The sequence below is a fragment of the Cytobacillus sp. MT66 genome (genome assembly GCF_058792595.1).
In genome coordinates, this window is the sequence record NZ_JBXAFB010000002.1 from 437,246 (window position 1) to 456,953 (window position 19,708).

Sequence of the window (19,708 nt, forward strand, 5' to 3'; positions counted from 1 at the left end):
GGATAGGGTATCGAAAAAAGTTTTTCCGTACCCGAATAAGGGAGCATTTCAATAGCTCCGAAGCTGAGGTGGCACCACGGTCATTCGATACGTCCTCTATACACAGTAAACCACTGTGTATAGGGGACTTTTTTATTTATATTGGACAATATGAGGAGTGAAACTCATGAAAACAAAAGAAATATTCTTAATGAAAGAAATTGAAGGCGACACATTAACACCGATTCTTGTTTACCAGCGCATGCAGGGAAAGAAAAAATTTTTGCTGGAAAGCTCCTTAAAGCACGAAAAATCAGGAAGATATTCCTTTATTGGAGCAGATCCTGTGATGGAGCTCATTGGAAACGGCGAAGCATCAACCCTGCTAACTGATGAAGGCAAAGAAGTCCTAAATGAAAAGCCTCTTGAAGCACTTAAAAGGCTGCTGCCAAAAAACAGCCAGACTCAATCAGAGCTTTTCCCATTTTTCGGCGGAGCTGTCGGATATGTCGGCTACGATGTCATCAGACAATACGAGGAGATCGGAACTCAGCCGGAGGACGAAATAAATACTCCTGATGTACATCTAATGTTTTTCGAGGAACTAGCCATCTTTGACCATTTGGATCAAAAGGTATTTCTTGTTGCTTCTCCAATCAAAAGCGATATTTCAGTATTAGAAAAACGGCTGTTAAAGAGAAAGGAAGAAATTCAAAACGGTTTAGCGCCAAAAGCGGCGGATGAAGCGGTTTTATCTTCCTTTAAGGCTGCTGTTAAAAAAGAAGATTTTATCGAGAGAGTAAAAACGGCAAAGGAACATATTGCCTCAGGAGATATTTTTCAGGTAGTGCTGTCACAGAGGCTTGAAGCTGAGATGCATGGCGATCCGTTCTCATTCTATCGAAAGTTAAGGGTGAAAAATCCATCGCCATATATGTACTTTCTGGATTTTGAGGATTACCAGATTGTCGGTGCTTCACCAGAGAGCCTAATCAAAGTGGTTGACAATAAAGTCGTCACGAACCCCATCGCAGGAACAAGGCCAAGAGGAAAAACAGATCTGGAAGACAGCGCTCTTGAAAAGGATTTACTTGCAGATGAAAAAGAGGTGGCTGAACATCGCATGCTTCTAGATCTTGGCAGAAATGATATTGGCCGTGTCTGTGAATTTGGCTCAATAACAATCGAGAAGGAAATGGAAATTGAAAAATTTAAACATGTTATGCATATTGTCTCAGAGGTGAGCGGGAAATTAAATCCTTCGCTGTTAGCCATCGATGCACTGATTTCCACTTTGCCAGCAGGAACGGTATCTGGAGCGCCAAAGATTCGTGCCATGGAAATCATCAATGACTTGGAGGATGTGAAAAGAGGCATTTATTCTGGGGCAGTCGGATATTTTTCAGCCAATGGAAACATGGATTTCGCCCTCGCCATCCGAACAATGATTATAAAGGATCAAAAGGCGTACATTCAAGCCGGTGCCGGCATTGTCCATGATTCAGTGCCAGAAAAAGAATATGAAGAAACACTTCATAAATTAAGAGCATTTTTGGGGGATCAAAATGATATTGCTAATAGATAATTACGATTCGTTTACATTTAACCTTTATCAATATTTAGGCGAACTTGACCAGGAAGTTACAGTTGTCAGAAATGACAAGATTTCAATAGAGGAAATTGAAGAGATGAATCCGGAGGCGATTATCTTATCACCTGGACCTGGAAGGCCTGAAAACGCTGGAAAATGTATTGAAATCATTAAAGCTTTCCATAAAACAAAGCCGATCTTAGGCATTTGTCTTGGCCATCAGGCTATTGGATATGCCTTTGGAGCAACCATTGGCCGAGCGCAAAACATCATGCATGGCAAGGTTTCAAAATTAAAGCACACTGGCTTGGATCTGTTTGAATATATGCCGCAGCCGCTAGATGTCATGCGCTATCACTCACTTGTCGTTAAACAAGGGACACTGCCAGATACGTTTGAGGTTTTAGGAACATCAATGGATGATCAGGAAATTATGGCCATAAAGCACCGGAAATATCCGATCTATGGTATGCAATTTCATCCAGAGTCAATTGGAACTGTTAACGGAAAGAAAATGTTAAATAATTTTTTAGCGATTGCGGAAAGGGGAAAGGATCATGAAGGAAATTTTAAAACGATTTGCTGAACGGAAGTCATTAAGCGAAGCAGAAATGAAGCAGGCGATGCAGCACATTTTAGACAATGAAGAGGTAAGCGACAGCGAAATTGCTGCCATCATGATGGGGCTAGTAATGAAAGGTGAAACTGCTGAGGAAATTGCCGGGATTGCTAGAGCGATGCAGGAAAAATCATTACGTTTCAGCAAGAGTATCCCTAATGTCATTGACAACTGTGGCACAGGTGGGGATGGGTCGAAAAGCTTTAACATCAGCACAACTTCTGCTTTTGTTATTGCAGGGGCAGGAATACCGGTTGCAAAGCACGGCAACCGCAGCATTACAAGCAAGACGGGAAGCGCTGATGTTCTTGAACATCTTGGCATTTCCTTAAACCTTCCAGCTGAAAAAACGGAGGAAATTCTTGAGGACATTGGAATTGCGTTTCTATTTGCCCCAAATGTGCATCCGCATATTAAAAAAATTATGAAGGTTCGCAACGATTTAAGGATCCCAACCACCTTTAACTTAATCGGACCATTAACAAATCCAGTTCAGCTGGAGACACAGGTGCTTGGGATTTATCGCCGAGACATGGTGACGATGTTTGCTGAAGTTCTGAAAACATTGGGGAGAAAGCGCGCGGTAGTGTTAAATGGTGCAGGATATATGGATGAAGCTTCTTTGCAAGGCGATAATTATTTAGCGATTCTTGACAATGGTGCTGTAACAGAAAAAATACTTCATCCTGAAGAAGTCGGATTACCCGTTTATTCAAATGACGCAATAAGAGGCGGCGACTCAAAAGAAAATGCGGAGATCCTGCTTAAAATATTAAAAGGGGAAAAAGGACCGCAAAGGGACACGGTACTTTTAAACGCGGGAATTGGTATTTACACAGGAGGAAAAGCAGATTCCATTCAAAAGGGAATTGACCTTGCCAAAGAGAGCATTGATTCAGGAGCGGCCTTGGCGAAGCTTGAACAGCTAGTGACAGCGAGCAAATCAGTGAAGGAACAGGTGATTTAAATGGCGACCATACTTGATAAAATCATAGCAGAAAAAAGAATTGAGGTTGCGATGCTGAAGGAACAGCAGCCAAATTTTCCAGCAGGACAGCAAAAGAACCGGTCTTTTTTAGAAAAACTGCAAAAAGGCGAAGAACTAGCAATCATTGCTGAGTTCAAAAGGGCTTCACCTTCGAAAGGGGATATCAACATAGGAAAAGATCCGCAAGAGCAGGCTTCTTCATACATTGAATATGGCGCAGATGCGATCTCTGTCCTAACCGATACACCCTTTTTTAAAGGAACAATAGAGGATTTAGCCGCTGTCAGGGAGGCAGTCGATGCTCCAATTCTGTGCAAGGATTTCGTTATTGATGAGATTCAAATTGAACGGGCGGAAGCTGCAGGAGCTAACTTGATTCTGCTGATTGCTGCAGCCTTAGAAGAAGAACGGCTGAAAGAGCTATATAGCTATGCAGCTGCAAAAGGGCTTGAGGTTCTCATGGAGGTCCACAATGAGGAAGAACTTGAAAAGGCACTGAAGACGGATGCAAAAATAATTGGTGTCAATAACCGCGATTTAAAAACTTTTACAGTGGATTTAGCGGTCACAGAACGGCTTGCACCAAAGGTAAAGGCAGCGGGTGCCTTTTTGATCAGTGAAAGCGGGATTAAGACTGAAGAGGATATTGAACGGGTGCTAAAGGCTGGAGCCAATGGAATCCTAGTCGGCGAAGCGTTTATGATGGCAGACAACCTTGAATCTTTATTAAAAGTTATGAAGCAGCCATTAAACAAGGCATTGAACTCATGAAAGTGAAAATTTGCGGAATTACCGACTTACAAACGGCCTTGTTTGCGATTGAATCTGGTGCAGATGCAATTGGGTTTGTTTTTGCTGAGAGCAAAAGGCGTATTGAAACACAAAAAGCACGGGAAATCATTTCTGTGCTTCCGGATGAAACGTTAAAGGTTGGCGTCTTCGTCAACGAAACGAAGGAAGGAATAGAAAAGATTGTTGAAGAGACAGGAATCAACGTCGTACAGCTTCATGGGGATGAAACACCGGAATTTTGTTCAGGGTTTTCGGTACCTGTGATCAAAGCACTTAGCATCGCTTCCGAAGAAGATTTGCAAGAGATTGAAACATACAATTGCGATTATATCCTGCTCGACAGTCCAAAAGGAAAATACCGCGGCGGGAATGGAATTGCTTTTGATTGGCGTTTGCTTGCCAATGTGAACCTTGAGGAGAAGAAAATCATTCTTGCAGGCGGGCTTACGATTGATAATGTTGAAACTGGAATTGAACTAGCCGATCCATATATGGTCGATGTCAGCAGCGGCGTAGAAACAGATGGAAAAAAAGATCATGAAAAAATCGTACATTTTATTAAAACAGCGAAAAAGCAAGGGGAGAAAATCATATGACAACGAAAGCAAACACCCGCTATACTTTACCAGATGAACGCGGACATTTTGGCTCATTCGGCGGACGATATGTGCCAGAAACTTTAATGCAGGCAGTACTTGAATTGGAAGCTGAATATAATAAAGCAAAAGACGATCCAGCATTCCAAAAGGAGCTTCAGGATCTGTTAAAGGATTATGTTGGACGGGAAACACCGCTTTATTATGCGAAAAATTTAACGGAAAAATTAAATGGCGCAAAAGTTTATTTAAAGCGTGAGGATCTAAACCATACAGGTGCTCACAAAATTAATAATGCGTTAGGCCAGGCACTTTTAGCAGTAAGAATGGGAAAAAGAAAGATAGTTGCTGAAACGGGAGCTGGACAGCACGGTGTTGCAACGGCAACAGCATGTGCCCTGTTAAATCTTGATTGCATTGTTTTCATGGGTGCCGAGGATATCCGCAGACAGCAGCTGAACGTATTCCGCATGGAGCTTCTAGGGGCAAAGGTAGTCAGTGTTGAATCAGGAAGTGCGACATTGAAGGATGCGGTAAATGAAGCATTAAGATACTGGGTGTCAAATGTAGAGGACACTCATTATATTTTGGGATCAGTCACAGGTCCGCATCCATTCCCAATGATTGTCCGTGATTTCCAAAGCGTCATTGGTTCGGAAACAAAGGAGCAATTTTTAGAAAAGGAAGGCAGGCTGCCGGAGGCTGTTGTCGCTTGTATTGGCGGCGGAAGCAATGCAATGGGCATGTTCTATCCATTTATTAATGATGAATCCGTCCGCATGTATGGCGTGGAAGCCGCTGGACTAGGTATAGAAACAGGAAAACATGCTGCATCAATGGCGGAAGGAAAACCTGGGATTTTACATGGAGCCTTCATGTACCTATTACAGGACCAGGATGGCCAAGTGCAGGAAGCTCATTCGATTTCCGCTGGACTTGACTATCCTGGCGTTGGTCCAGAGCATAGTTATTTTAAGGATTCAGGAAGAGTGCAATATGAATCAGTGACAGATGACGAAGCACTAGAGGCATTAAAGCTTCTTTGTCAGGTTGAAGGAATAATACCTGCACTGGAAAGTTCCCATGCCGTAGCATATGCATTGAAGCTTGCACCAAAGATGAAAAAGGATGAAGCACTTGTGATTTGTTTATCTGGCAGAGGAGATAAGGATGTCGACACAGTGAAAGCACGTCTTGGAGGGGAAGCGAAATGAATCGGATTGAAAAAGTAATGACAAACCTGCAAACTAGCGGAGAGAAAGCATTTATTCCTTATATCATGGCTGGGGATGGCGGTCTTGATGTCCTGGCTGAAAGAATTACATTTTTAGAAAAAGCTGGGGCAACCGCAATTGAATTAGGAATCCCTTTCTCTGATCCGGTAGCTGATGGACCTGTCATACAAAAAGCTGGCATCAGAGCATTAGCCAATGGTACGACCTTAAGAGCCGTACTTAATAAAGTAGCTGAAATTCGTCCGATTGTTCATATTCCATTAATTTTTATGACCTATATGAACCCAATCATGGCTTATGGTGCTGCTTCCTTTATTGAGGACTGCGCCAAGGCTGGGATTGATGGACTCATTTTACCAGATCTGCCAATTGAAGAAGAAGATTTAATTGCCCCCATTGCAGAAAAAGCAGGCATTGAGATTATCCGCCTTGTTACATTGACAAGTCCGCTCGAACGTATTGAAAAAATTGCTGGCAAAGGCAAAGGCTTCTTATATGCTGTCACTGTTACGGGAACAACGGGAGTAAGAAGAGAGTTTAATGAAAAATTAGGTGAGCATTTGGCACGGGTAAAAAGCGTCAGCCAGATACCAGTTTTTGCAGGATTCGGCATTTCAAGCCCAGAGCATGTCAAAAAAATGACCCAGCTATGTGACGGAGTCATCGTTGGCAGCAGAATCATTGAACTCCTTGAAGCAGAAGATTACGCGGGTATTGAAGCATTAATTGGGGCTTCGAAAACGGTTGATGTAATATAAAGAAGAAAACGGACCAGCCAAAGCGGCGATTGGTCCGTTTCTATTTTTATGCTTTTGGATTTACATATAGCGGCAGGTCAGTATGTCCCATTAATCGCAAGTAAACAAATAAATTTCCTTTGTGATTAATTTCATGCTCAAGCGCCATGTATACAAGCGCATGGCCAGTAACTTTTGCGCCAAAGATGTGTGTTGTATCTAATTCGCGGTTCAGCTCATCTTCTGTCAGAGAATCAAGCAGTTCAACGGTTTTATCCGTTAAGTCTTTGCCGAATTCAATTAATGTTTCATATGTATTTTCAACTTTTTCCGTAATAGGTGAAGCATTTCCTTCCTTTACTGCTTTCATAAACCCGTAGTAGGAAGTATACATATGTTCCACTAATGTTTTTGCTGACATGGAAGTTTCAGTTGGTTTGTAATCATAGCTGCTTTTTTCAATTTTCTCGACTAACGTATTGGTAACTGAACGGTGAGTTAAAAAGTGATGGGCTAACTGGCTCATCTAATCCCCTCCTATAGATAAATCATGGATTTACTCTTATGATATCCCTTTAAAGAAGGAGAAATCAACTAAATCGACTCTGATCTTCGCTTGATCTTCAATTTCATTAGGATCCATTTGAAAAACCGCTGGATTCTCTTTTCCATATTTGAACGCCCAAAAATCCTCCTATTTACGAAAAAGTAAATTCCTTCTTCAAATATCGCTAATATAATAATTGGAATAAGAACCAACAACCAGAGTGACATGCTCAACACCCTTCCTACGGAAAATTTACAGCTAATTATTAATATTCCTAATATTTATATTTACTTGTATAATATGCCTATGAATCTGTAAGATTTACTAATTCTTACAACCTGAGACCTAGAAAAATATCAATCTATGGTGTCTTATGGCAAGTCATCAGTTTTGATTTAATGAAAGGAGATGATTATTTACTTATAAGTTCGTTTTCAGGAGGATTTTTATGGGAGATAGAAAGGTTTATCTTCTGCTGACCGATACGGGAACCTTATTCACAAGAATGATTAAATTATATACAAAGGAATGTCATAATCATGCTTCCATTGGTCTCGATTGTGAGTTGAAGGAAGTATATAGCTTTGGAAGAAAACGGCCGAGAAATCCGTTTATCGGTGGCTTTGTCAAAGAGGATGTCAGATCTGAGTTTTTCAAAAACGCTTCTTGTGCTGTATTTGTCTTTACCGTCAATGAGCAACAATATCGGAGAATGCTGAGTTTAATTAAGGAAATGGATGAAAATCAGCAAAGATACCGATATAATTTGCTTGGGCTGCTGGCTGTAGCTTTAAATAAGCAGCTTTACCGAAAAGACGCCTATTTTTGTTCACATTTTGTCGCCTCTGTTTTAAAGGAAGGGAGTTTAATACAGCCAAGGAAACACTTATCCATGATCACTCCAAAAGATTTGAAAATAGCTGCATCCGAAAACCTGATTTATCAGGGAAGTCTGCACTCTTTTTTAACTCTTCGTGAACTTCATCAATAGAAGATATGACAAGAACCATCACCATATGTGTGAATGGTTCTTTTTTGCGCGGTTTTTTCCCCGATGAAATTAAGGGGATTTTAGCCTCAAGATAGGGGGTTCCCCCGATGTGATAAAAATCACGCTTATTCTACAATAAAGATAAGTTAATCGTTTGAGGAGGAGTTAGTATGCAGGTAAAAGCTGCAGCATTACAAGAGAAGCGAGTTTCTTCATATAATAATGCTTTTGCTTCTAAATTTGCCAAGTCTATGTTTCTAGCAATCTTGGGGCTGGCTATTTTAACATTTATCGGTACGAGAATGTTTACACATGTGGATTTAAACCTATATGGCTATATGGTTGGAACCATTGTTTTTCTAGGAGGGTTCTTTTACCGTTTTATCTCTTGGGGAGAGAGGCCGCCAACAAAGATCATCATTAAAAAAGGCTTAAAGCTTCTGTTTAGAAAATCAACACCAAAAACATCTGTTGAACATTTGGCAACCTACAATTTCATTTGGAATAGGGGAATTTACCGATGGACCCAGCACGTTTTAATCGGCTGGGGATGTATCCTTTCCTGCTTCGTTACTTTCCCGCTGGTGTTTGGCTGGATGTACTTTACGATGGATGACAATGGATATTACAACATTATCGCTATGGGCATGAAAGTAATGACGGTCCCAGCAGAAGGAATTATCGCAAATCTTTCCTATAATGCCTTAAACATTACGGCGGTGATGGTGATTGCAGGGGTGTGCATGGCTTTATACCGCCGGATGAAAAATCTGCAGGCGAGAGCAGAACAAAAGTTCATGTATGATTTACTGCCATTATATATGCTGCTGTTTGTCAGTATTACAGGCTTACTGCTTACCTTTATGAACATCTTTTTACATGGCTGGGGTCAGCCGGTTATGTCAATGATTCACCAGTGGTCCGTTATCATGACACTGATTTATCTGCCGTTTGGCAAGCTTGCACATATTCCATTCCGTCCAATGAGTGTGTTAGCAAGAAACTATCGCGACCATTACGCAGAACAAGAAACAAAAAAATGCAAAGTTTGCGGAGAAGGCTTTGTCTCTGTTGAACAATCAACCGATGTCATCGAGGTGCTCGATGTAAACGATATCCATTTTAAAACAAGTGAAGGCCACCACTTAGCTGAAATGTGCCTTCCATGCCGCAGAAAGTACCGGATTGCACAATTTTCCGGTTTTCCAACCCACGAGGTAAGAGTCAAGGAGGCCAATCAGAATGCAAAGGGATAAGTTTTTTAAAGAAATAGATAATGTAATTCATCCAAATGAAAAATTAGTAAAAACACATTGCAGCTATTGCGGTATGCAGTGTGGCATGAATTTACGAGTAAATACAATGACTAATAAAATTGTTGGCGTGGAACCACGCTATGACTGGCCGGTTACCGTTGGAAAAATGTGTCCGAAAGGGGTCACTGCTTACCAGCAGACAAATCATAAGGACCGAATTTTAAAACCACTTATTCGGGATGATGCTTCATTAAAAGGAACCACACAAGGTTTCCGTGAAGCAAGCTGGGAAGAAGCATACGACCTGATCGCAAAGAACTTTACAAAACTGCAAGATGAATTTGGCAAAGATTCATTGTCAGTATTCAGCGGTGTTTCAATGACAAATGAAAAATGTTATTTAACTGGTAAATTTGCCCGTGTTGCACTAGGAACTCGTTATATCGATTACAACGGACGCTTCTGTATGTCAAGCGCAGCCGGCGGTTTCCTTCGTTCCTTCGGCGTTGACCGCGGATCGACATTGCCTTGGACAGATATACATGAAACAGACTGCCTATTTATTGCCGGAAGTAACACAGCTGAATGTCATCCAACTTCAATGTTCCGTGTCTGGAATGTCCAGGAAAGAGGCGGATACATAATTGTTGCTGACCCGCGTGAAACCCCATTGGCAAGAAGAGCAGATGTTCATCTTGATTTGCGCCCGGGAACAGACCTTGCTTTAGCGAACGGAATCTTACATTTGCTTATTCAAAATGGCTATGCTGATGAAGAATTTATTAATAATCATACAAATGGCTTTGAAGAAACCAAGGAGCTTGTGAAGGAATTTACTCCTGAATATACTAGCAGGCTAACGGGTGTGGCTCCTGAAAAAATTATCCGTGCAGCAGAAATATATGGAATGGCGCCAAATGCTGTGGTGATGTTTGCACGTGGTGTCGAGCAGCAGCATAAAGGTGTGGATAATGTATCAGCCTACACGAATATGGCACTTGTCACTGGGAAAATCGGCCGGCCTAAGTCAGGTGTAGCAACATTTACCGGCCAAGGAAATGGACAAGGCGGGCGTGAACACGGCCAAAAAGCAGACTTATTGCCAGGCTACCGTAAATTGACGAACCCAAAGCATGTAGAAGAGGTATGTCAGGTTTGGGGAATTACGCCTGAGGAAATGCCGCAGCCAGGTGTTTCAGCTTATGAGATGTTTGAGCTAATGGAGCAAAAAACGATTCGCGGATTATATTTACTATGCTCAAATCCGGCAGTATCCGCGCCAAACCTAAACTTTGTCAGAAAAGCACTTACCTCATTAGACTTTATGGTTTGTGCAGACTTTTATTTATCTGAATCAGCTGAATTTGCCGATGTAGTTCTTCCATCTGTGACATGGTCTGAGGATGAAGGCACCGTTACAAATATCGAGGGACGCATTATTAAAATTAATAAAGCACAAGAACCGCTTGGCGAATCAAAGCCTGACTGGCAAATGCAAGTGGAGCTTGCTGAGCGTTTAGGAAGAGGGAAATATTTTTCACACTTGAAGACAGCCAAGGATGTTGCTGATGAGTTCCGCTTGGCAAGCAAGGGCGGATATGCCGATTACTATGGGGCCACTTGGGATAAAATCGATAAGCAAGATGGCGTGTTCTGGCCATGCCGTGATGAAAATGACAAAGGAAATCCGCATATGTTCCTTGATAAAAAATTCTATCATCCAGATGGAAAAGCAAAGATTTGTGCACTGCCATACCGTCCGCCAGCTGAAGAACCGAATCAGGAATATCCGCTTCGCTTAACAACCGGACGTGTGGTTTACCATTACTTATCAGGAAACCAGACAAGAAGAATTCCATTTCTGCACGATATGTGTCCAGAACCGTTTGTGGAGGTTCATCCGGAAACAGCGGAAAAATATGATATTAACCATGAAGAACGTGTTCGTCTTTTTACAAGAAGAGGCGAAGCAATCTATAAAGTGAAAATAACTGAAGCAATCAGAAAAGATACTGTTTTTGTCCCGTATCATTTTGGTCACGAAGAATCTATCAATCTATTAACGATTGCAGCACTTGATCCGATTTCAAGAATGCCAGAGTTCAAGGCATGTGCTGCCCAAATTGAAAAACTTGAATTAAAGAAGGTGCAGTAAATGAAAAAGAGGCTGTATTTAGAACTGGAAAACTGTATAGGATGCCGCTCCTGTTTAGCAGCATGTACGCAATGCGGGGGGCATGAGCAAAGAAACCGGAACTATGTGTATGATGTCAATCCGCTAGTAAATAGACAGACCATGCCTCTAATGTGTCTGCACTGTGTCAATCCGGCATGTGCGAGAAGCTGTCCGGCTCAAGCCATTCAAATCCATGAAACAGGGGCAGTATTATCGGCACTTGTGGAAAAATGCATCGGCTGTCAGAATTGTACGATTGCCTGTCCATATGGAATCCCGAAATTTGATACGGAACAAAACTTAATGTACAAATGTGATTTATGTATTGACCGTTCAAAAGACGGCATTCCGCCAATGTGTGCAAGTGTCTGTCCATCAAACACGATTCAGTGGCTGACAGATGAAGAAATCGAAAATAAGAAAAATCAATTCAACCTTGATAATGGAAAATGGGTTACAAGCATGGCACTGGAAGGCGAAACAAATGTAAAAGTAAACTTGCCTGGAATATTACAGGGTATTACGAAGTTATTTTAGGAGTGATAGGAATGCCGTCTGATAAAAACAATCAAATTCCTTTTAAAGAAGACAATTATACTCATAATATCAACCGAAATAATGAAAGAAAGCTAGATCGCAGAGGCTTTATGAAAACACTGGTTGGTGCGGCTGGGGTATTTGCGATTTCCTCTCTCCCATGGGGAGCAGTCGCAGCCAAAGAGTTAATGGGACTGGGAGAGAAAGAATACCAGCATAAAAAAATTACGGATATCAGTAAATTAGCTGTTGGCGAATCCATTGATTTCACTTTTCCCGGTGAGCACGATGATGCGATATTGATCAGGCTGTCCGAAAATAAATATGTCGCCTATCAAAATGCATGCACACATCTCCGCTGTCCAGTGTTTTGGGTAAAGGATCAGGGAGAAATGGTTTGTCCATGCCATCATGGCAAGTTTGATGTTCAGACAGGCGCACCGACAGCCGGCCCGCCAAGACGTCCGCTGCCGGAAATTCAGGTGAAGGTTGAAAACGGCGCGGTTTATGCAGTAAGGGTGAAACGATATGAAGCGTAGCTATCTGGGAGTCATTGTTGTTGCTGTCATATTATTTTTGAATATCGTGTTTACGCAGAAAATGGTTCATCAATATTTCTATGAAAACTATGTCAATACACTTATATTTTGTGGATTAAATATCATTCTCTTTCCCATCGCGCTATTGGCGTACAAAAAGTTGAAGAAGGCGTGAAGCAAATGAACAGTGAAACATATCTTGATTTTTGTTTTATAAGAGAAGCGGCAGGAAATTTCTCAGAAGAAATTGATCAGCTGCTGACGGAGCTTTTTAAAGGGATACGCTTGAATTGGTACTTAGAAGAAAAAATCGAAAATGGTGCAGAAATAGTTGTGGCTGAGGTCAAGGGCATGAGCAGATGGACATCAGAGGATGAAACCATCGAATTCATTGAAACACACGCCGATGAATCTTTTTGGTCCTATCTCCAAGGCTATAAAATGTTTATCTATCCGGCAAAGAGAGGGTGCGGCAGCTGTGGAACCCATTGAAATGAAAATACTGGAAACATTTATTTTACAAAATGCAGAGGTAGCTATTTTAGACGAACAGGGAGAGGATCAGGCACCGTTCTTGCAAAAGAAAATTGCCAAAACAGAGCTTTGTCCCGATAAAACTCATCTGCGCATTTACTTTGACCGCCGTACATTTTTTGCTGTTCCATTAACCGCAGCCGTCACCATGAACGACAGCGAATGGACAGCGGTTGATCAGCAAACAGGACTTAAATATGTAATTAGAAGAGAGAGTGGTTTGGATGCATAGAAAAATACAGCTTCCATTACAAACTTTAAACCTTGTCGTCGGCTTTATGGTATGGGTACTAATTTCATCCCTGCTGCCTTTTATTAAAGAGGATATTGACATCCCGGCCAATCAGCTGGCGCTCGTAACAGCTATTCCGGTAATCCTTGGCTCGATTTTGCGGATCCCGCTCGGATACTATGCCAACCAATTTGGAGCAAGAAAAATCTTTTTGATTAGTTTTATTGTGCTGCTGTTTCCCGTTTATTATATCAGTATCGCAAATTCGCTGATGGATCTGCTAATCGGCGGGTTATTCCTGGGTGTCGGCGGTGCGGTATTCTCAGTTGGGGTTACGTCACTTCCGAAATATTATCCAAAGGAAAAGCATGGATTTGTTAACGGTATATATGGTGCAGGGAATTTAGGGACTGCGATTTCAACTTTTGCCGCACCTGTTATTGCCACAAAAATGGGCTGGTCATTTACTATCCAGCTGTATTTAGCTGTTCTTGCAATCTTCATTGCTGCGAACTTCTTTTTAGGAGATAAGAAGGAAACAAAGGTGAATGCACCGCTTTTACAGCAAATTAAAGGTGTCTATAAAAATGAAAAACTATGGCTGTTAAGCTTGTTTTATTTTATTACCTTCGGTTCTTTTGTTGCATTCACGATTTATTTGCCTAACTTCTTGGTAGAGAATTTTGGCTTGGATAAGGTAGATGCAGGAGTAAGAACAGCCGGGTTTATCGTTCTTGCTACATTGATGAGACCGATTGGCGGCTGGCTTGCTGACCGCTTTCATTCTCTTGTACTGCTGATGTTTGTTTTCGGTATCTATACCATTTCAGCAATGATTCTTTCCTTTGCACCTTCAATCGGCTGGTACACTTTTGGATGCTTAACCATTGCTTTTTGTGCGGGAATTGGAAATGGTGTCATCTTTAAGCTAGTACCAATGTATTTTCAAAAGCAGGCAGGGATTGTCAACGGGATAGTATCTGCCATGGGAGGTTTAGGAGGATTCTTTCCGCCAATCATCCTCGCTGTCTTATTCAATATAAATGGCCACTATGCTATTGGTTTCATGGCTTTGTCTGAGGTCGCATTAGCAAGTTTAATTTTGGTTATTTGGATGTATTACCATGGAAAAATGGAATTAGCTAAGCAGGTCATTGATTACACAGCAGAAGGAATTATGGTCACCGATATTCATGGGAAAATTATTTCTGTAAATCCAGCTTTTTCAGTTGTAACAGGATATAGCGAAGAGGAAGTAATTGGAAAAAGCCCTAGTGTCTTAAAATCTGGCAAACAATCTAATGATTTTTATGAGGAATTATGGCATTCTATTGGAACAAAAGGATTCTGGCAGGGACAAATTTGGAATAAGCGAAAAGATGGCTCCCTTTATTTGCAATGGCTGACGATCAGCGCAATCAAAAACGATGCAGGGGATATTGTCCAATATGCAGGGATGCTAAGTGATATGACAGGAAAACAGATCAAAGAAGCTTAATAGGGAGGACAGGCGGATGGGTAGCAAAGAGGCAGCACAAAAAAATGTCACTGCATATATTATTCAATCCCAGGAGGACGAACTCAAAAGGATTGCCGGTGAGCTTCACGAAGGAGTTGGGCAAACTTTATACAGTATTTATACTGGATTGGGATTTATTAAGCAAGCTGCTAAAGATGACACGATTAAAGGCTATGTGGGGGACATGGCCGAGCAGCTTGAAAAAACCATTCAAGAAATTAGAATGCTTGCTGTCGAATTGCATCCGCCTGCCTTAACAAGCATGGGAATTATTCCTGCAATGAAAAGTTATCTTAAGCTTTACACGTCAACATTTGGGGTAGAAATAGATTTCAAGGTATCAGGGGAAGAAATGCCATTATCATACGGAAAAAGAATAACATTATTCAGAGTCTGTCAGGAGGCACTGGCCAATATTGCCAGATATGCAGATACGGCCAAGGCAGAAATGACATTCACATGGGGGAAAGGTTATTTAGCGGTGAGCATATGTGATCAGGGTAAAGGATTTGATGTAGGGAAAGTACAGGAACAATCAATGGGCCTTGCTGCCATGAGAGAAAGGATGCAATTGATCGGCGGGGAATGGACTCTTACTTCCTCCATCGGCGCAGGAACAGCGATTGATCTTTATCTTCCGATATAAATCCGCGGAGTTTGCGGGATATATTAATTGATTAATTGAAATATCCGCCAACGAATTTGTTAATAAAAATGGGGATTGCATAGCGCAATCCTTTTTTTATTATCCTATGTTTTGAAAATATGTTAAAATACCTTGACATATAAAAAACAACTTAAACAAGTTAGATATAAGAAAATCGAAAATACTTTTGGGGGAGATGTCTTGTTAAAAATACTGCTTTGTGATGATCATGCCGTGGTAAGAATGGGCTTGAAGATGCTCTTGAACAATCATCCGGATCTTGAGGTTGTTGGTGAGGCCTCTGAAGGGAATGAAGGAATTCAAAAAGCACTTGAGCTAAAACCAGATGTAGTGATTATGGATTTAAGCATGCCTCATGGAAAAGATGGTCTGTCTGCCACTGCGGAATTAAAAAGGCTTTTGCCTGAAACGATGATATTAATCCTTACCATGCATGATGATGAAGAATATTTATTCAGAGCCATTCAAGCAGGGGCATCCGGCTGTATTTTAAAAAGTGCCCCGCACGATGAACTTCTTGGTGCGATCCGTTCGGTGGCAGAAGGACAGGCTTACCTCCATCCATCCGCCACAAAACGTTTAATGGAAGAATATATTACTGGTGTCAAACATGGAAATGCGGATACGTTTCAATTATTATCAGACCGGGAAAAGGAAGTCCTCACATATATTGCAAAGGGTTTTTCAAATAAGGAAATTGCCGAGCAGCTTATTCTTAGTGTAAAAACTGTTGAATCGCATAAAGGAAAAATCATGGAAAAGCTGCAGATGAAAACGCGGCCAGAGCTTGTTGAATATGCCTTGAAAAAGGGGTTATTAGGTTATGGAATATAAAGGAATGTTACCAAGTTGAATCGATCAGCCGAAATGGAAAAAGTATGTCAAGCCATCTTAGCTAAACTTGACGCAGATTTTGCAGGCATTGCCTTACAGAACAGGTTAAGCCCTGATGTACAATGGCATCATGCAGCTGGAAACAGGAATGAAAAGTATAAACGAATCACCGTTCGGTATGGGAAGGGAATTGCTGGAAAGGTTATCTCAACGGGTAGCCCAATCATCATCAGCCATTTTCCTGAGGGCATTACAGGCAAAGCCTTAGAATATCCAATTATGCTGGCTGAAGGACTGCTTCATGCCTATGCGGCACCCATTTATTATAAAGGAAAACCAAAAGGGGTATTGCTTGTTGGGAGACGAGGCCGTGCTCCAATGACAGAACAAGAACAGCATATGGTTAACCAGGAAGTGAAAAAAATCGAAAGCAGTATAGAGGGCTTGTTTTCAGGAGGAGATAATGAATAACATTCAGCAGACACAAAAGGGAAATCGGCTTCCATATGATTCTAATTTAACCGATTTATCATACGCACTTGATGAATCAACGATCGTTGCTTTTACCGATTCAAAAGGAATCATTACGTATGTGAATGAAAAGTTTTGCAAGGTATCTAAATACCTAAAAGAGGAATTGATTGGCAAAGACCATCGGATTATTAATTCAGGACACCATCCAAAGGAATTTATGAAGGATCTCTGGCGGACTATTGGTTCTGGAAATGTTTGGCGGGGAGAAATTAAAAACCTGGCCAAGGATGGGACGTTTTATTGGGTAGATACGACTATCGTTCCTTTTTTAAATGAAAACGGAAAACCAGCTAAATACTTAGCAATTAGATATGAAATTACAGAACGAAAGCGGATTGAAGAGGAACTGCAGAGGATGATGACAAGAATCATTGATGTTCAGGAAGAGGAAAGACGGCGTTTTTCAAGGGAACTTCATGACGGAATTGGTCAAAATCTTTACAGTCATCTTATCACTCTCCAGCGTCTGCAGGCAGAAGTTAATCACCCATTAATTGGGCAATTACTGGATGAGTCAACGGAAATTATTGAGGATTTGCGCAGTCTTTCCTGGGAGCTGCGTCCATCAGTCCTTGATGATCTTGGATTGGTCCCTGCGATTCGCTCCTATTTGGTTCGTTTTGCAGAACATTATAAAATTAATGTCCATTTTGACTGCCATTTGAAAAATCGTCTAAGCTCCAATAAGGAGATAACGATTTACCGTATTGTTCAGGAATGCTTAACAAATATCCGTAAATATGCAGAAACAGATGAGGCATCCGTTATCATTCGTGAAATAGACAATGTTGTCCGCCTTGTGATAGAAGATCAGGGAAAAGGCTTTGATCCGGAAAAAATGGAGCGGGGAGTAGGGCTTTTCAGTATGGAAGAAAGAGCCCGGGCGGCCAATGGGACTGTCTCAATTCAATCAGAAGAAGGCAGAGGCACAAAAATAATAATGGAAGTACCAGTTGATTAAAAAGTTGAACATAGTGTCTAATCTTAAAGGTTCGGTTTTATAACTGAGCCTTTTTTTGTCCATGAAATTAAATTAGAATTGTAAAGATCATGTAAATTTTGCAGAGCACGGATTGAAAATGCTGATTTTATAAAGTAGAATTTCGTTATCGGTTTTCGATATTGAAATGCGATATCGCTGGGAGGTGATTATTTTGGAGGATAAAGTATTGCGGAAGTTATTTCTAGGCTTTATCCACATACATATTTTGCATCACGCAAAGGAACATCCTATTTATGGTGCGTGGATGGTCGATGAGCTGAAGGAACATGGCTACAATATTAGCTCCGGTACACTATATCCAATCCTGCATTCCATGGAATCAGATGGACTGTTGAGTAAAGAAGACCGCAATGTAGAAGGGAAAATTAGAAAATACTACCGCACGACTGAAAAGGGGAATGACATTCTAGATGATGCCAGGAAAAAGGCTTATGAGCTTTTTAAAGAAATAAAAGACTAAATAAAGAAGGTGAGATGGTGAAAGAAAAGAAAACAAACGGGGGATTAAGCGCTCTTTTAGAGATTCTTCTCGTTTCCACAAGACTTGGATTAACCTCATTTGGCGGTCCAGTCGCTCATTTAGGCTACTTTCATAATGAATATATCCGCAGAAGAAAGTGGATGGATGAAAAAAGCTATGCGGATCTAGTTGCTTTATGTCAATTTCTCCCGGGACCGGCAAGCAGTCAGGTTGGAATTGGGATCGGGGTAATGCGGGCAGGTGTTTTAGGTGGAATCGTATCCTTTATTGGGTTTACGCTGCCATCTGTTATTGCTCTTATCCTTTTTGCTTTAATTCTTCAAGGATTAGATGTTTCCGATGCCGGCTGGATACACGGATTAAAGATCGTAGCAGTTGCGGTTGTAGCTCAGGCGATATTAGGAATGGCACAAAAGCTTACACCAGATTTGAAAAGAAAGGCAATTGCTTTGCTGGCTTTAGTTGCCGTGCTTTTATGGCAAACAGCCTTCACACAGGTTGGGGTTATTCTTATCGCTGCGTTTTTAGGCTATCTTTTTTATAAGGATCATAACGGCACCGAAGATACAGACATTAAGGTCCCTATTTCTAAAGGGTTTGCCACCGGCTGTTTAGTCCTGTTTTTTGGACTGCTGATCCTATTGCCGGTATTAAGAGAAATGACAGCACACCATTGGATTGCCATTTTTGATAGTTTTTATCGCTCGGGTTCTTTAGTCTTTGGCGGCGGTCATGTTGTTTTACCATTATTAGAACGGGAATTTGTACCAACGGGATTCTTGAGTGAAGAAGCATTTTTAGCTGGCTACGGAGCGGCACAGGCTGTACCTGGACCTTTATTTACTTTTGCTGCCTACCTTGGTGCCGTAATGGATGGATGGCAGGGCGGACTTTTAGCAACATTAGCTATCTTTTTACCTGCTTTTCTGCTTATTTTAGGGACACTGCCGTTTTGGGACTTATTACGGAAAAATCCGAAGATTAAAGGAGCATTAATGGGTGTAAATGCTGCAGTTATTGGCATTTTAATTGCTGCTTTTTATCATCCGATTTGGATCAGCTCGATCCTAGCTCCGATTGATTTTGCATTTGCTGCAGTTTTATTCAGTATGCTGGTGTACTGGAAACTGCCTCCTTGGATTGTTGTATTAGCAGGGGCCGTTGGCGGATGGATTTTATCAATCTTATAATGAAATGCCCGAAAACGCTGCCGAAAAGGCAGTGTTTTTTTATTAATTATGTTTTTGAAAAATAATTTTACATAAAAAAATGAATGGTTGCAAAAATACCATTTTCCATCTATAGTAAGTAAACGGTATTG

The 19,708-nt window shown here is 41.2% G+C and carries 23 protein-coding genes and 1 other annotated feature (1 of these 24 only partly in view); of the genes, 22 read left to right on the forward strand and 1 reads right to left on the reverse strand.

All coding sequences use genetic code 11. From position 1 onward, the window contains the following. Window positions 1–100, forward strand: a binding site (T-box leader) (it extends 147 nt beyond the left edge of the window). Window positions 101–166: 66 nt separating this feature from the next. From trpE to trpA, 7 genes are read left to right on the forward strand one after another with little or no spacing between them, the layout of a single operon-like run. Then, window positions 167–1,564, forward strand: a complete 1,398-nt coding sequence (trpE, locus tag AC1Q59_RS05495) for an anthranilate synthase component I (RefSeq protein WP_492364786.1) — start codon at window positions 167–169, stop codon at window positions 1,562–1,564. Beyond that, a complete protein-coding gene (locus AC1Q59_RS05500; protein WP_492364787.1) occupies window positions 1,545–2,156 on the forward strand; it encodes an anthranilate synthase component II in 612 nt (203 codons plus the stop codon). Before trpE ends, AC1Q59_RS05500 begins: the two co-directional genes overlap by 20 nt. Beyond that, complete coding sequence (gene trpD / locus AC1Q59_RS05505) at window positions 2,128–3,156, forward strand: anthranilate phosphoribosyltransferase (RefSeq protein ID WP_492364788.1); 1,029 nt, start codon at window positions 2,128–2,130, stop codon at window positions 3,154–3,156. Before AC1Q59_RS05500 ends, trpD begins: the two co-directional genes overlap by 29 nt. Continuing rightward, window positions 3,157–3,948 (forward strand): indole-3-glycerol phosphate synthase TrpC, encoded by a 792-nt coding sequence (trpC, locus tag AC1Q59_RS05510; protein WP_492364789.1) that lies wholly within the window; start codon window positions 3,157–3,159, stop codon window positions 3,946–3,948. It begins immediately after the preceding gene. After that, on the forward strand, window positions 3,945–4,565 hold the full coding sequence (locus AC1Q59_RS05515; RefSeq protein WP_492364790.1) for a phosphoribosylanthranilate isomerase: 621 nt from the start codon (window positions 3,945–3,947) through the stop codon (window positions 4,563–4,565). The genes trpC and AC1Q59_RS05515 overlap by 4 nt, the downstream gene beginning before the upstream one ends. After that, window positions 4,562–5,779: a tryptophan synthase subunit beta gene (gene trpB, locus AC1Q59_RS05520; protein WP_492364791.1), complete on the forward strand. Its 1,218-nt coding sequence runs from the start codon at window positions 4,562–4,564 to the stop codon at window positions 5,777–5,779. The genes AC1Q59_RS05515 and trpB overlap by 4 nt, the downstream gene beginning before the upstream one ends. Next, window positions 5,776–6,558, forward strand: coding sequence for a tryptophan synthase subunit alpha (trpA, locus tag AC1Q59_RS05525; protein WP_492364792.1), 783 nt, complete (start codon window positions 5,776–5,778; stop codon window positions 6,556–6,558). Before trpB ends, trpA begins: the two co-directional genes overlap by 4 nt. Before the next feature lie 46 nt (window positions 6,559–6,604). On the opposite strand, the gene AC1Q59_RS05530 is transcribed toward trpA, so the two are convergent. Next, window positions 6,605–7,063: a DinB family protein gene (locus AC1Q59_RS05530; protein ID WP_492364793.1), complete on the reverse strand. Its 459-nt coding sequence runs from the start codon at window positions 7,061–7,063 to the stop codon at window positions 6,605–6,607. Between the two features lie 469 nt (window positions 7,064–7,532). On the opposite strand from AC1Q59_RS05530, the gene AC1Q59_RS05535 reads away from it, so the two are divergent. The 15 genes from AC1Q59_RS05535 to AC1Q59_RS05605 all read left to right on the forward strand — a co-directional run bounded on the left by AC1Q59_RS05535 (window position 7,533) and on the right by AC1Q59_RS05605 (window position 19,577). Continuing rightward, complete coding sequence (locus AC1Q59_RS05535) at window positions 7,533–8,075, forward strand: hypothetical protein (protein ID WP_492364794.1); 543 nt, start codon at window positions 7,533–7,535, stop codon at window positions 8,073–8,075. A gap of 170 nt (window positions 8,076–8,245) precedes the next feature. Further along, window positions 8,246–9,331, forward strand: coding sequence for a hypothetical protein (locus AC1Q59_RS05540; RefSeq protein WP_492364795.1), 1,086 nt, complete (start codon window positions 8,246–8,248; stop codon window positions 9,329–9,331). Next, window positions 9,318–11,486, forward strand: coding sequence for a molybdopterin oxidoreductase family protein (locus tag AC1Q59_RS05545; protein ID WP_492364796.1), 2,169 nt, complete (start codon window positions 9,318–9,320; stop codon window positions 11,484–11,486). The genes AC1Q59_RS05540 and AC1Q59_RS05545 overlap by 14 nt, the downstream gene beginning before the upstream one ends. Beyond that, complete coding sequence (locus tag AC1Q59_RS05550; protein ID WP_492364797.1) at window positions 11,487–12,044, forward strand: 4Fe-4S dicluster domain-containing protein; 558 nt, start codon at window positions 11,487–11,489, stop codon at window positions 12,042–12,044. It begins immediately after the preceding gene. Window positions 12,045–12,055: 11 nt separating this feature from the next. Continuing rightward, on the forward strand, window positions 12,056–12,583 hold the full coding sequence (locus AC1Q59_RS05555) for a QcrA and Rieske domain-containing protein (RefSeq protein WP_492364798.1): 528 nt from the start codon (window positions 12,056–12,058) through the stop codon (window positions 12,581–12,583). Next, window positions 12,573–12,758: a hypothetical protein gene (locus AC1Q59_RS05560; RefSeq protein ID WP_492364799.1), complete on the forward strand. Its 186-nt coding sequence runs from the start codon at window positions 12,573–12,575 to the stop codon at window positions 12,756–12,758. The genes AC1Q59_RS05555 and AC1Q59_RS05560 overlap by 11 nt, the downstream gene beginning before the upstream one ends. 5 nt (window positions 12,759–12,763) lie before the next feature. Then, window positions 12,764–13,075, forward strand: a complete 312-nt coding sequence (locus AC1Q59_RS05565) for a hypothetical protein (RefSeq protein ID WP_492364800.1) — start codon at window positions 12,764–12,766, stop codon at window positions 13,073–13,075. Then, on the forward strand, window positions 13,062–13,349 hold the full coding sequence (locus tag AC1Q59_RS05570) for a hypothetical protein (protein ID WP_492364801.1): 288 nt from the start codon (window positions 13,062–13,064) through the stop codon (window positions 13,347–13,349). Before AC1Q59_RS05565 ends, AC1Q59_RS05570 begins: the two co-directional genes overlap by 14 nt. Beyond that, window positions 13,342–14,847, forward strand: coding sequence for a nitrate/nitrite transporter (locus tag AC1Q59_RS05575; RefSeq protein ID WP_492364802.1), 1,506 nt, complete (start codon window positions 13,342–13,344; stop codon window positions 14,845–14,847). The genes AC1Q59_RS05570 and AC1Q59_RS05575 overlap by 8 nt, the downstream gene beginning before the upstream one ends. A gap of 16 nt (window positions 14,848–14,863) precedes the next feature. Continuing rightward, entirely contained in the window at window positions 14,864–15,514 is a 651-nt protein-coding gene (locus AC1Q59_RS05580) for a sensor histidine kinase (protein ID WP_492364803.1), read from the forward strand. 201 nt (window positions 15,515–15,715) lie between these two features. Next, the gene (locus AC1Q59_RS05585; RefSeq protein ID WP_492364804.1) at window positions 15,716–16,369 is read left to right on the forward strand and encodes a response regulator; all 654 of its coding nucleotides are present in this window, start codon (window positions 15,716–15,718) and stop codon (window positions 16,367–16,369) included. 15 nt (window positions 16,370–16,384) lie between these two features. Further along, window positions 16,385–16,840 (forward strand): GAF domain-containing protein, encoded by a 456-nt coding sequence (locus tag AC1Q59_RS05590; RefSeq protein WP_492364805.1) that lies wholly within the window; start codon window positions 16,385–16,387, stop codon window positions 16,838–16,840. After that, a complete protein-coding gene (locus AC1Q59_RS05595; protein ID WP_492364806.1) occupies window positions 16,833–17,864 on the forward strand; it encodes a PAS domain-containing sensor histidine kinase in 1,032 nt (343 codons plus the stop codon). Before AC1Q59_RS05590 ends, AC1Q59_RS05595 begins: the two co-directional genes overlap by 8 nt. 193 nt (window positions 17,865–18,057) lie before the next feature. Beyond that, the gene (locus tag AC1Q59_RS05600; protein ID WP_492364807.1) at window positions 18,058–18,366 is read left to right on the forward strand and encodes a PadR family transcriptional regulator; all 309 of its coding nucleotides are present in this window, start codon (window positions 18,058–18,060) and stop codon (window positions 18,364–18,366) included. 14 nt (window positions 18,367–18,380) lie between these two features. Next, on the forward strand, window positions 18,381–19,577 hold the full coding sequence (locus AC1Q59_RS05605; RefSeq protein ID WP_492364808.1) for a chromate transporter: 1,197 nt from the start codon (window positions 18,381–18,383) through the stop codon (window positions 19,575–19,577). Window positions 19,578–19,708: the final 131 nt, after the last annotated feature.